This window comes from Methylosinus sp. shoA, assembly GCF_059718125.1.
Genome location: NZ_AP046091.1, coordinates 1,867,618 through 1,882,632, shown reverse-complemented (window position 1 = coordinate 1,882,632; position 15,015 = coordinate 1,867,618). Strand labels below are relative to the sequence as shown.

15 protein-coding genes and 1 tRNA gene are annotated in these 15,015 nt (G+C 66.4%); 5 read left to right on the top strand and 11 right to left on the bottom strand.

Features of this window, described 5'->3' with window-relative positions:
* Positions 1 to 25: 25 nt before the first annotated feature.
* The 6 genes from hisA to AC6IW9_RS08400 all read right to left on the bottom strand — a co-directional run bounded on the left by hisA (position 26) and on the right by AC6IW9_RS08400 (position 4,188).
* Positions 26 to 775, bottom strand: coding sequence for a 1-(5-phosphoribosyl)-5-[(5-phosphoribosylamino)methylideneamino]imidazole-4-carboxamide isomerase (gene hisA, locus AC6IW9_RS08425; RefSeq protein WP_497771344.1), 750 nt, complete (start codon positions 773 to 775; stop codon positions 26 to 28).
* On the bottom strand, positions 763 to 1,413 hold the full coding sequence (gene hisH, locus AC6IW9_RS08420; RefSeq protein WP_497771341.1) for an imidazole glycerol phosphate synthase subunit HisH: 651 nt from the start codon (positions 1,411 to 1,413) through the stop codon (positions 763 to 765). Before hisH ends, hisA begins: the two co-directional genes overlap by 13 nt.
* Positions 1,410 to 1,874, bottom strand: a complete 465-nt coding sequence (locus tag AC6IW9_RS08415; protein ID WP_497771338.1) for a DUF2628 domain-containing protein — start codon at positions 1,872 to 1,874, stop codon at positions 1,410 to 1,412. Before AC6IW9_RS08415 ends, hisH begins: the two co-directional genes overlap by 4 nt.
* 17 nt (positions 1,875 to 1,891) lie before the next feature.
* A complete protein-coding gene (gene hisB, locus AC6IW9_RS08410) occupies positions 1,892 to 2,485 on the bottom strand; it encodes an imidazoleglycerol-phosphate dehydratase HisB (RefSeq protein WP_497771335.1) in 594 nt (197 codons plus the stop codon).
* 129 nt (positions 2,486 to 2,614) lie between these two features.
* Positions 2,615 to 3,049: a very short patch repair endonuclease gene (locus AC6IW9_RS08405; RefSeq protein ID WP_497771332.1), complete on the bottom strand. Its 435-nt coding sequence runs from the start codon at positions 3,047 to 3,049 to the stop codon at positions 2,615 to 2,617.
* Complete coding sequence (locus tag AC6IW9_RS08400) at positions 3,046 to 4,188, bottom strand: DNA cytosine methyltransferase (RefSeq protein ID WP_497771329.1); 1,143 nt, start codon at positions 4,186 to 4,188, stop codon at positions 3,046 to 3,048. The genes AC6IW9_RS08405 and AC6IW9_RS08400 overlap by 4 nt, the downstream gene beginning before the upstream one ends.
* Before the next feature lie 185 nt (positions 4,189 to 4,373).
* Here AC6IW9_RS08400 and AC6IW9_RS08395 point away from each other — a divergent pair.
* Positions 4,374 to 4,447, top strand: a tRNA-Gln gene (locus AC6IW9_RS08395).
* Between the two features lie 426 nt (positions 4,448 to 4,873).
* On the opposite strand, the gene AC6IW9_RS08390 is transcribed toward AC6IW9_RS08395, so the two are convergent.
* Positions 4,874 to 5,920 (bottom strand): hypothetical protein, encoded by a 1,047-nt coding sequence (locus AC6IW9_RS08390; RefSeq protein ID WP_497771327.1) that lies wholly within the window; start codon positions 5,918 to 5,920, stop codon positions 4,874 to 4,876.
* Positions 5,921 to 6,497: 577 nt separating this feature from the next.
* A complete protein-coding gene (locus AC6IW9_RS08385) occupies positions 6,498 to 6,923 on the bottom strand; it encodes a hypothetical protein (RefSeq protein ID WP_497771324.1) in 426 nt (141 codons plus the stop codon).
* A 409-nt stretch (positions 6,924 to 7,332) separates the two neighbouring features.
* Here AC6IW9_RS08385 and AC6IW9_RS08380 point away from each other — a divergent pair, with 409 nt between their 5' ends.
* Both AC6IW9_RS08380 and AC6IW9_RS08375 read left to right on the top strand, forming a co-directional pair.
* On the top strand, positions 7,333 to 8,784 hold the full coding sequence (locus AC6IW9_RS08380) for a DUF1501 domain-containing protein (protein ID WP_497771322.1): 1,452 nt from the start codon (positions 7,333 to 7,335) through the stop codon (positions 8,782 to 8,784).
* Between the two features lie 96 nt (positions 8,785 to 8,880).
* Positions 8,881 to 10,251, top strand: coding sequence for an amidase (locus AC6IW9_RS08375; RefSeq protein WP_497771320.1), 1,371 nt, complete (start codon positions 8,881 to 8,883; stop codon positions 10,249 to 10,251).
* Positions 10,252 to 10,326: 75 nt separating this feature from the next.
* Here AC6IW9_RS08375 and AC6IW9_RS08370 read toward each other — a convergent pair whose 3' ends face one another.
* The 3 genes from AC6IW9_RS08370 to AC6IW9_RS08360 are packed head-to-tail and all read right to left on the bottom strand — an operon-like array spanning position 10,327 to position 13,281.
* A complete protein-coding gene (locus AC6IW9_RS08370) occupies positions 10,327 to 11,298 on the bottom strand; it encodes a HEAT repeat domain-containing protein (RefSeq protein ID WP_497771317.1) in 972 nt (323 codons plus the stop codon).
* Positions 11,299 to 11,303: 5 nt separating this feature from the next.
* Positions 11,304 to 11,537, bottom strand: coding sequence for a 4Fe-4S dicluster domain-containing protein (locus tag AC6IW9_RS08365; protein WP_497771314.1), 234 nt, complete (start codon positions 11,535 to 11,537; stop codon positions 11,304 to 11,306).
* Positions 11,524 to 13,281: a fumarate reductase/succinate dehydrogenase flavoprotein subunit gene (locus AC6IW9_RS08360; RefSeq protein ID WP_497771311.1), complete on the bottom strand. Its 1,758-nt coding sequence runs from the start codon at positions 13,279 to 13,281 to the stop codon at positions 11,524 to 11,526. Before AC6IW9_RS08360 ends, AC6IW9_RS08365 begins: the two co-directional genes overlap by 14 nt.
* A 76-nt stretch (positions 13,282 to 13,357) precedes the next feature.
* Between AC6IW9_RS08360 and AC6IW9_RS08355 the strand changes: the two genes are divergently transcribed.
* Both AC6IW9_RS08355 and AC6IW9_RS08350 read left to right on the top strand, forming a co-directional pair.
* Entirely contained in the window at positions 13,358 to 14,203 is an 846-nt protein-coding gene (locus tag AC6IW9_RS08355) for an ABC transporter ATP-binding protein (RefSeq protein WP_497771308.1), read from the top strand.
* Entirely contained in the window at positions 14,200 to 15,015 is an 816-nt protein-coding gene (locus AC6IW9_RS08350; protein ID WP_497771306.1) for an ABC transporter permease, read from the top strand. The genes AC6IW9_RS08355 and AC6IW9_RS08350 overlap by 4 nt, the downstream gene beginning before the upstream one ends.

Below are 15,015 nucleotides of genomic sequence, written 5' to 3'. Positions count from 1 at the left end.
AAGCCCGCAATAATGTCTTCCGGCCTCACGCCGCCTCCTTCGCCGCCCGGATCAGCGCCAGCGCCTCGGCCGGGTCGAGCCGCCCGTCATAGAGCGCGCGGCCGGTGATCGCGCCCGCGAGCTTCTTGCAGTCCGGCTGCAGCAGGCGCTCGATATCGGCGAGCGAGGCGAGGCCGCCCGAGGCGATGACGGGAATCGTCAGCGCGTCGGCGAGCGCCAGCGTCGCCTCTATGTTCAGCCCCTTCAGCACGCCGTCGCGCGAAATATCCGTATAGACTATCGCCGAGACGCCGGCGTCCTCGAAGCTGCGCCCCAGGTCCTGCGCCGAGACATGGGTGCGCCGCGCCCAGCCCTCCACCGCGACGAAGCCGTCCTTGGCGTCGACGCCGACGGCGATGCGGCCGGGATAGAGCCGCGCCGCCTCGCGCACCAGCGCCGGATCGCGCACCGCCGCCGTGCCGATGATGACGCGCGAAACGCCTTTCTCCAGCCAGCGCGCGATCGTGCGCATCTCGCGGATGCCGCCGCCGAGCTGCACGGGAATCTCGATCGTCCCGAGAATGGCCTCGACCGCGAGCGCATTCATCGGCGCGCCGGCGAAGGCGCCGTCGAGATCGACCACATGCAGATATTCGAAGCCCTGGCGCTCGAAGGCGGCGGCCTGCGCAGCCGGATCGTCGTTGAACACCGTCGCCGAGGACATCTCGCCCTCGACGAGGCGCACGCATTGACCTTCCTTCAGATCGATCGCGGGAAACAGGATCACGGACGCCACCTCAGAAAATTGCCGATCAGAGCGAGGCCGAGCGTCTGGCTCTTCTCGGGATGGAACTGCGTGCCGACGAGATTGTCGCGGGCGACGACCGCCGTCAGGCTGTCGCCGTAATCCGTCGTCGCGACGACATGCGCGCGCGAAGCCGGCACGAATTGATAGGAATGCACGAAATAGGCGTGCAGGCCCGCAGCTCCGGTCGCGATCCCCTCGAACAGCGGATGCGGCCGCGCGAGATCCAGAGTGTTCCAGCCCATATGCGGGATCTTGAGGCCGGGGTGCTTCGGCTCGATGGCCGCCACATCGCCGGCGATCCAGCCGAGCCCCGGCGCCTCGCCATGCTCGAGGCCGCGCGTCGCCATCAGCTGCATGCCGACGCAAATGCCGAGGAACGGGCGCCCGCGCACAATCGCCGTGTCGCGTAGCGCCTCGTCGAGCCCCGGCCGCGCCGCGAGGCCCGCGCGGCAGTCGCGGAAGGCGCCGACGCCGGGCAGGCAGACGCGCTCGGCCCGACGCACGACCTCCGGATCGTCGGTCACGCGAATTTCGTCGGCGGAGCCGCTCTCGCGAGCCGCCCGCTCGAAGGCCTTCAGCGCGGAGTGCAGATTGCCCGAGCCGTAATCGATGATCGCCGTCGTCACGGCCTCAACTCCTCGAACAATCCGCCGAGGGCGTGGCGCGTCGCCGCCGGCCCGCCGGCCGCCGGTCCCGCCGCGCTCGCGCCGCCCTGCTGGAGCGTGGCGAAGAAGACGGCCTCGGCCTCGTCCAGATTGTCGCCGACGACCACCGCGCTCTCCGCATAGCCGCGGCGCGCCAGCGACCAGGCGACGAGACGCGACCCCTCGAAGCCGAGCAGCGCGCCGAGGGCGATCTCCAGCACGGAGACGGCCTCGGCCGAGAGACCCGTCGCCGCGAGGGCGCCGACGAGGCCGAGCAGGACCGTCCACAGCGCCGCTGGCAGCCAGGCCCGTCGCCACAGCAGCCAGAACGGCCCGAGCAGGAAAGCCGCGAACGAAAATCCGTCGCGCAGAAAGACGATTCTGTCGGGAGTCGGCGTCTCGCCCCACCGGCCCCGCGGAACATGCACGGTATAGACGGCCATCGGCCCGCCTCTCCTCATCAGCTGGTGAGCGTGCCCTTCGTCGAGGGAACGGCGCCGCCGCGGCGCGGATCGAGCGCCGCGGCCTTGCCGAGCGCACGGGCGAAGCCCTTGAAGCAGCACTCGGCTATATGATGCGAATTGACCCCGCGCAGCGCCTCGACATGCAGGCCGATCCGCGCATTGGTCGCGAAAGCCTGGAAAAACTCGCGGGTGAGCTCGGTGTCGAACTCGCCGATCTTGGCCGAGGGGAAGGCCACGTCGAAGACGAGGAAGGGCCGTCCCGAAATATCGACGACGACCCGGGCGAGCGCCTCGTCCAGCGGCACATGGGCGTCGCCGTAGCGCGCGACGCCCTTGCGGTCGCCGAGCGCCTTGTCGACGGCCTGGCCGAGGGCGATGCCGACGTCCTCGACCGTGTGATGGCCGTCGATATGCAGGTCGCCCTGCGCCGCGACCGTCAGATCGAGCGGCGCGTGGCGGGCGATCTGATCGAGCATATGGTCGAAGAAGCCGATTCCCGTGGCGATATTCGACCGCCCTTCGCCGTCGAGGTCGACGGCGACGGAAATTCGGGTCTCTTTCGTGTTGCGCTCGATGCTGGCGCTGCGCATGGGTCGACCTGTCTCGCAATCTCGAAGGGCCGCATGGGTATATAGACGGGCCGTCCGCGGCTTGTAGCAATTTGCCGGCCGCTTTGCCAGAAGCGGAGCCGAGCCCCGGACGCCGCTTCGGGGCCGAGCCTACCCCTCGCCGCGCCGGCCGGCTCTCCGTTGCAGCCGCGCGATTCGGCTTTCCAGCCGCTCCAAGTCGAAGGCCTCGCATTCCCAGACGAAGGCGACATAGAAGCCCCGCGCCCGCAACAGCCTCGCCTTGCGCGCGTCGCGAGCGCGGTTGGCGGCGAATTTCTCCAGCCAAAAAGCGCGGTTCTGCTTCGGGATCGTGCCGCGCCGGCAGGTCTTGTGATGGTGCCAGAAGCAGCCGTTGACGAAGATCGCCCATTTGCGGCGACGGTTGGCGAAGTCCGGCGCGCCGGGCAGCGCCTTGCAATTGCGCCGGTAGAACAGGCCAGCCCGCCTGAGGCCGACGGCGACCGCCTCCTCCGCCGAGGTGCGCGCCTGGCGCACGCGCTTCATCAGCGCGGAACGGGCGGGATCGGCGGCTTTCGGCGTCTTCATCGCGATCCCGGCGACCGCATCGCCTCGAGATGTGCGGCGACCGCCTCGCGAAAGCCCGGCTCGAAGCGTAGCCGCGCGCGCTCCGTGCGGGAGAGGAAGCCGGCGCTGGCGCGCGCCGAGAGCGGTTTGCCGGGATGATCGAGGAAGAGATGCAGCGGAGCGCGCTCCTCCCACAGCGGGAAATCCGAGATCGCGACGGCGCGGCGCGCGCTTCCGTCGAAGCGCGCCGCGCGGGGCCAGCGCGCGCCCGCCGAGAGCGGCGCGCCGTCGCGGGCGCGGTCGTAGCGGCCGGGCGCAGCCAGACGCTCGCCCGCCCATTGGGCCACCGGGACGCTCACCGCATTGCCGACGAGGGACCAGCGCCAGGAGGCGCGGGCGAGGCTTTCGGCCGGCGCCGTCCAATCGGCGGGAAATCCCTGCAGCCGCTCCGCGTCGCGAATGTCCGGCGTGACGACCCCGCCGCCGGGCAGGAGAATGGCGGGCGGCGAAGCGATGCCGAGCGTCGAGCCGTTCTTCAGGGTCGGCACGGCGTCCGGCGCCCAGCCGAGGCCGCGCACCCCTTCCGTCCAATAGAACCCGTGCGCATGTGTGCCGAGCGCCGCGCGACGGGGCGCGGGCGCCGCCTCGTCGACGAGCAGGACGTCGGCGGGGTCCCCCGCGCGCGAGGCGAGGAACAGCACGCGCTGGCGGCGCTGCGGCAGGAAGGCGAGCGTGTCGACGACGCGATAGGCCCAGAGATAGCCGCGCTCCTCGAAGCCCGCGACGAGCCGCGCCATGGCCCTCCCGCCGTCGAGGCGCAGCATGAACGAGACATTCTCGAGCAGAGCGAAGGGCGCGCGGCCGGCGTCGAGCAGACGGAAGACATGCGCGACGAGGCCGGATTTTTGTCCTTCGATGCCGGCGGTGCGGCCGGCCTGACTCAGGTCCTGGCAGGGAAAGCCGGCGGCGACGAGCTCCGCGCCCGCAGGCAGGCGCCGCAACGAAGCGACGTCTCCGGCGTTGGGAACGCCGGGAAAGCGGGTCGCCAGCACGCGTGCGGCGAGCGGCCAATTCTCGGCGAAGAGCAGGCAGTCATGGCCGGCGCGGGCGAGGCCCAGCTCGACGCCGCCGATCCCGGCGAATAGGCCGACGATTTTCATGGGCTCGGGAAGCGATCGATTCGACGATATCTCACGCCGGCGATTGACGAGCACGGGCTCTCATCTGTCAAGCTCTGCGCGTTCGGCGTCCATCGTCCCGGCGGACGGCAGAAGTCGAGTTGACACGATCGGAAGCGCTCATTACATCGTCGCCCCACGCCGCGAATCCCGCGAGAGCGGGACGTTGGGGGATAGTTCAACGGTAGAACAGCGGACTCTGACTCCGTTAATCTTGGTTCGAATCCAGGTCCCCCAGCCACACTCCGAAAAATCCCTGAAACTCCAAACCCTTACGAAAGGGCTAGGCGTTCGCGCCATGAAGAGCGCCTGCGCCGAGATCGGCATATCGGCAGACGAGTCGGAGGGGCCGGCGGGACCTACGATCGAACGCGTGCCGCTGCGCGGCCTCGCCAGCCTGTTCGCGGAAAGGATCATCGCTCGTGCAGAGGCGGCGGTTTGCTCGGTCAATCGGCGTAGTCGGTCAATCGGCGTAGATCGGCGTCGAAGGCGACCGAGACACGGCGCCGTGTCTCGCCATAGAAGAGCGCGCCTTGCGGAACCGCGACGCCGAACATTTCCTCCGGCGCGGAGCCTTGCGCGCAAAGCTTGCCTCATGCAGGGGTCCGGCGCGCTCACGGCGCGCCCTGTCGCTTTTCGCCGCCAGAACGTCGTCCAGCCTTCGCTTTCATCCGAGCTGGAACGACGTCAGGCTCCGCTCGAAATCTGTGGGATTGTCCCTCAAATGCGCATCCAACCACTTCGTTTCAAGACATCGCTGCAGGGAATAGATCTTCGTTCCATTGCGGTCGCCGTATTTCTCGCACAAGTCTTCCACTGGCGGAACCGCATCGTAAGCGGCGGTCGTTCGGATCTTCAGGGCGTCGACGACCTCGTCACAGCTCTGCTCCTCCAACTTATCGATGGTTTCATTCGTTACCTGCAGGACGAGCGTCGTATCGTCGGGCTCGCGCGGCGATGTGCGAATAGCCTCGATCCATTCCCTTTCCGAAAGCATCGCGTCCGACGCGGGTGGCGTGCCGCGAATGAGTTCCGCGAGCCAACCCGGCAATTCGTCCCGAATGCTCTCGTCGATACGTTCCTCCTCCATGCGTGCGCCCCAGCCGGTATAGAAAAAAGGCATTGCATATCGCCAATTATTCTCGTGATGCGGCAGATCGTCCAACATGGCGTTCAGTTTCTCGAGGCTCGACAAAGTGCTCTTGGCAACGAACAATCGTGCTCCCAAAGCCATGCCCAACTCCCCGGCCGTTCGCAGCATTTTCATGATCGATTCGAAATTTCCCGTCTGCCCGTTCCAATAATCGTGCACCGCGTCCGTTCCGACAAAGGATGCATGAGCGGAGATGCAGCCGAATTCCTTTCGCTCGGCGAGCCAGCTGCTTATCTCGGCATCGGACCACTTCGGCAGACCGCCGAGGGTGATGCGCTTGAGAGGCTCGTATTCGCGCGGAAAGCGCCTGGCCAATCCTCGCAGCGCTTCGAGCGTGGGGCGATCATAATTGTCGGTATAGTTCAGAACGTAGCCAACCGGCATTTCTCTGCGGTTCGATTCCTCCCAGGTGAGGAACTTCTCGATCAACGCAGCTACTCTGCCGACCGATACATCCGCCAGTTTTTTCTTTCCCATGGAACAATAACGGCAGCTGTGCGCGCATGCGACGAGCCTGACATTGACGAGGAGTGAGCTGAACTTCAGCGGCCGGCTTCCCATTTCCAACGATCCCGCGGTTTGTCCCCACGTCCCCATCGACTGAAGATGAAGTTCAGGGCTTCCCCTCCGATAAATTTGAAAATTCGTGGCTCACCGATAAAGCGCCAGCTCATCCAATAGCTCGTTCGTGATCATTGGAGGCGTTGAACCTTGCGGTCACAGGAACCTCTTCCACACGAGTTTCATAGCGAAACCCGAGGTCGAAGGTGGTGAACGACGGCAGGAGCCGAGACATTCGGCGCCGATAAGACGCCGGCGTCGGTAGATATTCATCATTCGTTCCTAATCGGTGGCCCGTATTTCGGTCTTCTGCGTGCGAGGTCGCGGCCCGACGCAGACGACGAACCCTACCGATCCGATCGAGCGTCCGCTGGACGATATCAGTCGACACTCGGGGACCGCGAGCCCGGTTTCCTCAACTCAAACAAGGCGCTTCCGTTATTTACCTTATTTAAATAAAGAAACGGACTCCTGTCAATCGCTGCGGCGCAGAATTACAGAGCCGCGCCGACGGAGAGCCGGCCCCGACAATCGCGACGAACTGCGCTTCCTCCTCGGTGCGCTGAGCGCGCGGACCTCACTGTGCTCGCGGCGCCGACGGCCGAGGCGGCGCCGCAGTGAATTGAGATGCTCGGTAGAAATTGGCCCGATCGGATTGCCATTCGCGTAATACGTGATGGCTCCATTGAAGAGTTCGCTGCAGCAGGCCTGATTTGACATGCGAATAATCGAGGACGCCGCGCACGATCAGATCGGCCGATGGCTCCACAGGATCTGCGCCCGAACGCCTTTGTCGCGCCAATCGTAAGACATAGCCCTCGCGGTCGGAGGTGAAAACGGACAGGCGATAGGCGAACTGGTCGCTGCCGCCGATCACGCCCGTGGCGCTCGCCTTGGCTTTGACATAGCTGTAATTGCCGGTGGAGATGTCGACTTGCGCCTGAGCCTCCTGCGTCGCGCCGGAGCCGCAGGCCCCGCCCTCGCGCCTCCGATGACGGCCCAAGGCGCCAGCCGCACGCTCGACAGCAAGAGCGATCTCGTTCCTCGACGCATCGGCTCATTTCATACTTGATAACTAGATATATGAAATGACCGCCGCATTGTAGTCGAGCCAGCGCCAGAAAAAACGCATTATTTCAGGCCGCTCGCCGTTGCTATCTACGGTTGATGCCTTCGTCGACGAGCAAAGGCGGCGGCGCGCGCGAAGGCGCAGATTCAGCCTCGGATGGGCCGACCATTGGTCTTTTCGGGGCTGGAACGAAGCGTGGCGGACCGGCGTAGGCGCATCCGCTTTCCGAGGTTCCGATCGGCCGCGGCAACGGCGCAGATTGCCGTAGACACGGCGCATTTTGTCTATTATTTAGATCGTATTAATATAATTCTCGCTCAGCTCGCACATGGGGATGCAAGCCATGCTCTTGAAAACGTCACGTCGTGAATGGCTGCGTGGAGCGGCATATGGCCTGGGAGGCTATGCGCTCGGCGGAATCATGCCGGGCGGCGGTTGGCTCGGCGTGCCGGAAGCGAGCGCCGCCGCTTTCGCCGATCCGCTCGCGCCGAAGCCGCCGCATTTCGCGCCCAAAGTGAAATCTGTGATCTGGCTGCACATGAACGGCGCGCCGTCGACCCTGGAGCTCTACGACTACAAGCCCGAGCTCCTGCGCCTGGCGGGGCAGGACGTCCCTCCCTCTTTCCTTTCCGGGATCAAGACGAGCACGCAGGGCGGCGTCGGCAAGTTATTCGCGACCAAGAGGGAGTGGAAGCAGCACGGCGAAAGCGGCGCATGGTTCTCCGATCTCCTGCCGAATCTCGCCGGCCACGCCGACAAGCTCACTTTCATCAAATCGAGCGTCACCATCGGCGCGACCCACGACATTTCGATTCTGAAACTCAATACCGGAGATGTGAGCCCCGGCCGCCCGTCGCTCGGCGCGTGGATCTCCTATGCGCTCGGAGCGGCCAATCCGGATTTGCCGCCCTATGTCGTGCTGTATGGCGGAAAGCGCGAGCCGTCGGCCGGCGCCGTGAACTGGAGCTCGGGATTCCTCCCGGCGGTCTATCAGGGCACGGCGTTCCGGCCGACGGAGCGCCCCATTCTCCACGATGCGCCGCCCGAGCTCGTAGCACTGCAGCAGCAGCGCGAGAGCCTCGATCTGCTGCGGAGCCTCAACGACATACAGAGCGTGCGGCGGCCGGAGGACTCCGAGCTCGCGGCGCGAACGCGCTCCTATGACCTCGCCTATCGAATGGAGGCCTCGGCGCCGGAAGCCGTCGACCTCTCCAAGGAGAGCGCGGCGACGCGCGCCCTCTATGGTCTCGACAACGATGCGACGCGCGACATGGGAACGCTGCTGCTGCGCGCGCGCCGGCTGGTCGAGCGAAACGTGCGTTTCGTGCATGTGATCTCCGGAGCCATCGACGGCGTCGACGATCTTCTCCAGACATGGGACGCGCATCGGAAGCTCGAGGAAAACCACACTCTGCATGCGCGCGCGGTGGACAAGCCGATCGCGGGACTCCTCGCCGATCTCCAGTCGCGCGGCCTCCTCGACGACACGCTGGTCGTCTGGACCTCGGAGTTCGGCCGCACGTCCTACGGCGAGAGCGGCAATGGGCGCGATCACAATCCCTGGGGCTATACGCAATGGCTCGCCGGCGGCGGCCTGAAGCATGGCCTCACTCATGGTCAAACGGACGAGATCGGCCTGAGGACCGTCGAGAACCCGGTCGACACCTATGACCTGCATGCGACGGTCCTGCAGCTGCTCGGCCTCGACCATCTGAAGACGGTCTACCTCCGCGGCGGGCGCTCGGAGCGGCCGACGGTCGTCTACGGCAAGGTCGTGCAGGACATTCTCGCCTGATGCGTTCGGCGAGCGATCGCCCCGACGCTCGCCGCACATTCGCATATTCGAATTCGAAGGCTCGACGAAGAGCCCGCCAACCATGGGACAGCCACGATGGCGACCGATCCGACTCAATTGTCGGCGAGCGAACTGATCGCCGCCTATCGCGCCAAGACGCTTTCGCCGGTCGATGTCGTCGCCGCGACATTACGGCGAATCGCCGAGCTGCAGCCGCATTTCAACGCCTATCGCGCCATCGACGCCGAGGGCGCCCTCGCTGCAGCGAAGGCGTCCGAAGCGCGCTGGTCGAAGGGCGCGCCCGCGGGACTGCTCGACGGCGTTCCCGTCGGCTTCAAGGATCTGCTCCATGTGAGAGGCTTTCCGACGCGCAAGGGCAGCCTCGCTACGTCCGACGCCATTCAGCAGGAGGATTCGCCTTCCGCTGCGCGTCTGCGCGAGGCCGGGGCCATTCTCCTCGGCAAGACGCAGACGGCGGAATTCGGCCTCAAGGGATTGACCGAGACGAAGCTCTCGGGCGTCACGCCCAACGCGTGGGATCGGCGCTATGCGAGCGGCGGCAGCAGCGGCGGCGCGGCCGTCGCCGCCGCGCTCGGTCTCGGCCCCTTGCAGGTGGGAACGGATGGCGGCGGCTCCATCCGCAGCCCCGCGGCGGTCAATGGCGTGTTCGGATTCAAGCCGACCTTTGGCCGCGTCGCCGGCTATCCGCACAATGGCACTCTGTTCCACATCGGCCCGCTGACGCGCACGGTCGCCGACGCCGCGCTGGCCCTCGATGTCATCGCGCGCCCGGACCCACGCGACTGGACCAGCCTTCCGCGCGAGGGACGCGACTGGACGGCGGGCCTCGACGACGGCGTCAAAGGATTGCGCGTCGCCTACAGCCGCACGCTCGGCTATCTCGACGTCGATCCCGCCATTCTCGCGATCGTCGACAAGGCCGTCGCGCGGCTCGGCGAGCTCGGCGTCGTCGTCGAGGAGGCGGACCCGGGATTTTCGGACCCGTCCGCGATCATCGACGCGATCAACGCCGAGCGCGCGATCCGGCTGCGCAAGGAGCTCGGCGACGCCGGACTCGAACTGATCGATCCCGGCATTCGCAAGCGGGTCGAAAGTCTCGCCCAACGCACGCTCGCCGAAGTGGTGGAGGCGACGGAGCGGCGCACCGAGCTCGGCATACGCCTGCGGCGCTTTCACGAAAAATACGACCTGCTCCTCACCCCCGTGCAGTCGAAACCGGTCCCGCTCGTCGGCACGGCGCCCGCAACGCCCTTCACCTTCCCGTTCAATCTCACCCAGCAGCCCGGCGCCTCGGTTCCCGCCGGATTCGATCAGCACGGACTGCCGGTCGGGCTTCACGTCGTCGGGCCGCAGTTCGAGGACGCGCGGGTGCTGCGCTTCGCGCGCGCCTTCGAGAAGCTGCAGCCCTTCGCGACTCCGCATCTCGAATCGCTGAGCAAGCTCTAGAGCGCTTTCCGCTCGAACAGAATCGTTCGAGCGATCAGAATTCGCTCCAAACGAAAAGCGAGAGAGCGGCGGGCGTCAGCCCGCCGCCGATTCGATCAGATGGATGGACCAGCGAGCGACCTTGCGCACGTCGGGATCGGGGTCCTGCGCCGCGCGCTCCAGAAACGTCAAGGCGTCGGGACTGCGGATCTCGCCGAGCGCGGCGGCGACCTCCTTGCGCAGATTGGAGACAGGATGCGCCGTCAGCGCGCCGAGCGCCGAAACGGCGCCGACGGCGCCGAGTCGTCCGAGCGCGCGCGCCGCTTCCAGCGCCACCTGCCACGCCGCGTCCGACAGGGCGCGGACGAGGGCGTCCTCGGCGCCCCTCACGCGCATCTTTCCCGCGAGCGCCGCAGCGGCTTCCCGCACCTGCCAATGCGCATCCTCGACGCCGACGAGGATCGCGTCGAGAGCGCGCGCGGGAGGCGCGAATGCGAGCGCCGAGATCGCGGCGCGGCGCACGTCGACATCTTCGTCGCGCGCGGCGCGGATCAGCGCCGGCAGGGCCGCCTCGTTCTTCAGATAGGCGAGCGCGCCGACCGCCTCGCGCCTCACCCGTGCGTCGCCGTCGGCGAGCGCGTCGAGAGCCGGCGAAAGATGCGCCTCGAGACGCAGCTCCTTGAGCCCGCGCCAAGCGGCGGCGCGCACATCCGCGCGCTCATGGCCGACGAGCGCCAGCAGCGGCTCCGCCGCCTCGGCGGCGCGCAGGCGCCGAATGCCGGCGTCGGCGGCGGCGGCGACGTCCTCGTCCTCATCGGTGAGCGCCGCGGCGAGCGCTCGCGCGGCATCGGCTCCGTCGAACTGCTCGAGGCCGAGCGCCGCGGCGCGCCTCACTCCCGGATCCGGGTCGCCCAAGGCGCGGACAAGCAGCGCTTTCCCCGCCGCTTCGCCGCTCTCGGCGAGCTCCATGACGGCGACGCGGCGCGCATCCGCATCGGGGCTCGAGAACCGCGTCTCGATCTCGGCGAGATCGGCGTCCCGATCCTCGAAAATACCGTCCTTCGCCATCGCTCTCACCGCAACAGATAGGGGATCGAGACGGTGATCGCCTTGGTCGGACAATCGAGCTCGCAGGGCAGGCAATACCAGCATTCGTCGTAGCGCATATGCGCTTTTCCGGTCGCCGGATCGATGCGCAGGACGTCGAGCGGACAGACGTCGACGCAGATCGTGCAGCCCTTGTCGGCGATGCATCTCTCGGCATTCACCTGGACGGGAAATTCGGACGGGTTTTCAGCGAAGGACATCGGAACCTCGGCTCGGCGCGGCGATGCGCAGACGATGATAGGCGTCGCGCTCCGCCGTCTCGACGGGAACGACATAGGGAGGAACGGCGCGCTTGCGGCAGGCGATGGCGCCGGATGCGTCCTTGTAGAGCTGCACATGGCAGAACCAGTTCGCGTCGTCGCGCTCCGGATAATCGAGACGATGATGATAGAGGCCCCAGCGGCTCTCCTCGCGGAAGAGCGAGGCGGCGGCGGCCATCTCCGCGCAATCGAGGATCGAATGGACTTCGAGCGCCCGCATGAGCTCATGCGCGTCGCGCGCGACGAGACGCGGCAAGTCTTCGCGGATTTCCGCGAAGCGCTTCTGCGCGATCTCATATTTGCGCGTCGACTTCGGCGGCTGCAGATAGTCGTTGACGAAGCGGCGGATCTTGTATTCCACCTGATTGGGCGGCAGGCCCTTCTCGTTGCGCAGAGGAATTCGCGTTCGCTCGCGCTCCGCTTCGATCTGCTCCTCGTCATGATCTACGAGATCGAACTCGCCCGCGAAGCGCGCCGCATGCTCGCCGGCGATCGCGCCGTTGACGAAGGCGCCGAGCATATAATTATGCGGCACGCTCGCCATGTCTCCCGCCGCATAGAGACCGGGGACGCTGGTGCGCGCGAATTCGTCGACGAACACGCCGGATGCGCTGTGGCCGGAGCAGAAGCCGATCTCCGAAATATGCATCTCGACCATGTCGCGGCGATAATCCGTTCCGCGTCCGGCGTGGAACTGGCCTCGCGAAGGCCGTTCCACGCGGTGCAGAATATTTTCGATTTCCGAGATCGTCTCGGAAGCGAGATGGTCGAGCTTCAAAAAGACAGGGCCGCGTCCGCTCTCCAGCTCGCGATGAAATTCGAGCATCATCTGTCCCGACCAATAATCGCATTCGATGAAGCGCTCGCCGCGGCTGTTGGCCGTATAGGCGCCGAACGGCCCGCCGACATAGGCGCAGGCCGGCCCGTTATAGTCCTTGATCAGCGGATTGATCTGGAAGCATTCGAGATTGGAGAGCTCGGCCCCCGCGTGAAAAGCCATCGCATAGCCGTCGCCCGAATTGGCGGGATTCTCATAGGTGCCCCAGAGATAGCCCGACGCCGGCAGGCCGAGGCGCCCCGCCGCGCCGGCCGCGAGGACGACGGCTTTCGCGCGGATGATCAGCAGCTCGGCGCTGCGGCTGTTGACGGCGATCGCGCCGGCGATCCGCCCGTCGCGGCCGCCGAGGAGACGCGTGGCCATGAATCTGTTCGATATGAGGACCTGCGCCTTGCGCAACTGCCTGTAGAGAATCTTCTTGACCGACTCGCCCCTCGGCATGGGCAGCACATAGGTCCCGAGATGATGGACCTTCTTCACGTCGAAATCGCCGTTCTCGTCCTTGAGGAACTCGACGCCCCAACGGTCGAGTTCGCGAATCATGTCGAACGCGCGCTCCGCATAGGCGAGGATCGGCTTTTGATCGACGATGCCGTCATTGGCGATGGTAATCTCCCGCACATATTGCTCCGGCGTCGCGAAGCCGGGCACGACGGCGTTGTTGAGCCCGTCCATGCCGACCGCGATCGCGCCCGAGCGCTTCACATTGGCCTTCTCCAATAGAACGACCTTCAGCGCGGGATTCGCCGTCTTCGCTTTGTAGGCCGCGAGAGGCCCGGCCGTTCCGCCGCCTATGACCAGCACATCGGCGTCGAATCGGGTGGCGGCGTCGTCGATATCGGTCACTGGGCGCTCCCGCCGGCGCCGCTTCGCCGGCTCGGCCACGTTGCCTTCATCATCTTTATTAGTCTATATAAAAGATATGATATCTGCTAGCCGCCTCCGCACGCCGGCCGAGCGCCCCGGCCCGCCCACGCAGGAGACCGTCGCGCGCGGGCGGATCGAATTACTCGACATCACGGTCGGTTACGGCGCGCATCCGGCGCTCGCCGAGCTTCGCCTCGTGGTCGAGCCCGGAGAGTTCCTCTGCCTGCTCGGCCCCTCCGGCTGCGGAAAATCGACTGCGCTCAATGTGATCGCCGGCTTTGTGCGGCCGAGCGCGGGAGAGGCGCGCGTCGACGGCGTCGCCGTGCGGGGCCCCGGCCCCGACAGAGGCGTCGTGTTTCAGCACTATTCACTATTCCCCTGGATGACCGCGCTCGACAATGTCGCATTCGGCCTGCGCATGCAGGGCCGCGCGCGTGCGCAAGCGCGCCGCGAGGCGGCCGACTATCTCGCCGCGGTCGGGCTCGCGCGCTATGCGGACAAATATCCGCCGACGCTCTCCGGCGGAATGCAGCAGCGGGTCGCGATCGCGCGGGCGCTCGTCAATCGGCCGTCCGTTCTGCTGATGGACGAGCCGTTCGGCGCGCTCGACGCGCAGACGCGCGCATTGATGCAGGAGCATCTGCTCGAACGCTGGCGCGAGGTCGGCGGCACGATCGTCTTCGTCACCCATGACGTCGACGAGGCCTTGTTCCTCGGCGACCGCGTCGTCGTGTCGAGCGCGGCGCCGGGGCGCATCCTGCTCGACCTGCCTGTCGATCTCCCGCGTCCGCGCCCGCGCGACGTCTATGCGAGCGACGCCTTCAACGCCGCCAAAGCGCAATGTCTCGAGCTGATCCGTCGCGAAAGCGGGCGCATATTCGAGGCGGCGCCCCGCCCATGACGCTCGCCGCGAAATCATCGCGCGTCGAATCGGCCCTCGCGAACGGCGCCGCGCCGCGCTGGCTCCTTCGCATCCTGTCGCTCGTCGCAGCCGCCTTGCTCTGGCGCTGGGCGTCGGCGACAGGCCTCCGCCTGCCATTCGTCTCTTTTGCGCTCCTGCCCGCGCCGGACGAGGTCTGGGGCGCCTTCGTCGACATGGCGGGCTCTGGAAAGCTCGCGGCCAATGTGACGAGCAGCCTCTCGCGCGTGCTCGCCGGCTATACGGCGGCGGCATTCGCCGGACTCTCGCTCGGCGCGCTCATCGCTCGCCGTCGCATGGCGGAAGACCTTCTCCTCCCCTCCCTCGAGCTGGCGCGGCCCATTCCTGCAGTGGCCTGGATACCGCTCGCCATTCTGATGTTTCCGTCATCGGAAGCGTCGATGATCTTCATCATCTTCACCGGGGCTCTGTTTCCGATCCTCCTCGACACGATCCACGCCGTGCGGGAGGTCGACGAGCGATTGATCGCGTCGGCGCGAACGCTCGGCGCGAGCGAGACGACGATCATTGCCGAAATCGTTCTGCCGGCCGCGCTCCCGGGCGTGTTCACGGGCCTGACGATCGGCATGGGGACGTCGTGGTTCTGCCTCGTGACCGCGGAGATGATCTCGGGCCAATCCGGCGTCGGCTACCACACTTGGGAGTCCTATACGCTGCAGAATTATCCCGACATCGTCGTCGGCATGCTGCTCATCGGCCTGCTCGGTTCGGCGAGCAGCGCATCGATACGCGCGATCGGCTCGCTGCTCATGCCCTGGCGAAGAGGGCGATGA

What these genes read in the sequence shown, in the direction of transcription:
- AC6IW9_RS08415 (WP_497771338.1), bottom strand. Translation starts at nt 1,874, where the DNA reads ATGGCCGTCTATACCGTGCATGTTCCGCGGGGCCGGTGGGGCGAGACG.
- hisB (WP_497771335.1), bottom strand. Translation starts at nt 2,485, where the DNA reads ATGCGCAGCGCCAGCATCGAGCGCAACACGAAAGAGACCCGAATTTCC.
- AC6IW9_RS08405 (WP_497771332.1), bottom strand. Translation starts at nt 3,049, where the DNA reads ATGAAGACGCCGAAAGCCGCCGATCCCGCCCGTTCCGCGCTGATGAAG.
- AC6IW9_RS08400 (WP_497771329.1), bottom strand. Translation starts at nt 4,188, where the DNA reads ATGAAAATCGTCGGCCTATTCGCCGGGATCGGCGGCGTCGAGCTGGGC.
- AC6IW9_RS08390 (WP_497771327.1), bottom strand. Translation starts at nt 5,920, where the DNA reads ATGGGAAGCCGGCCGCTGAAGTTCAGCTCACTCCTCGTCAATGTCAGG.
- AC6IW9_RS08380 (WP_497771322.1), top strand. Translation starts at nt 7,333, where the DNA reads ATGCTCTTGAAAACGTCACGTCGTGAATGGCTGCGTGGAGCGGCATAT.
- AC6IW9_RS08375 (WP_497771320.1), top strand. Translation starts at nt 8,881, where the DNA reads ATGGCGACCGATCCGACTCAATTGTCGGCGAGCGAACTGATCGCCGCC.
- AC6IW9_RS08370 (WP_497771317.1), bottom strand. Translation starts at nt 11,298, where the DNA reads ATGGCGAAGGACGGTATTTTCGAGGATCGGGACGCCGATCTCGCCGAG.
- AC6IW9_RS08365 (WP_497771314.1), bottom strand. Translation starts at nt 11,537, where the DNA reads ATGTCCTTCGCTGAAAACCCGTCCGAATTTCCCGTCCAGGTGAATGCC.
- AC6IW9_RS08355 (WP_497771308.1), top strand. Translation starts at nt 13,358, where the DNA reads ATGATATCTGCTAGCCGCCTCCGCACGCCGGCCGAGCGCCCCGGCCCG.
- AC6IW9_RS08350 (WP_497771306.1), top strand. Translation starts at nt 14,200, where the DNA reads ATGACGCTCGCCGCGAAATCATCGCGCGTCGAATCGGCCCTCGCGAAC.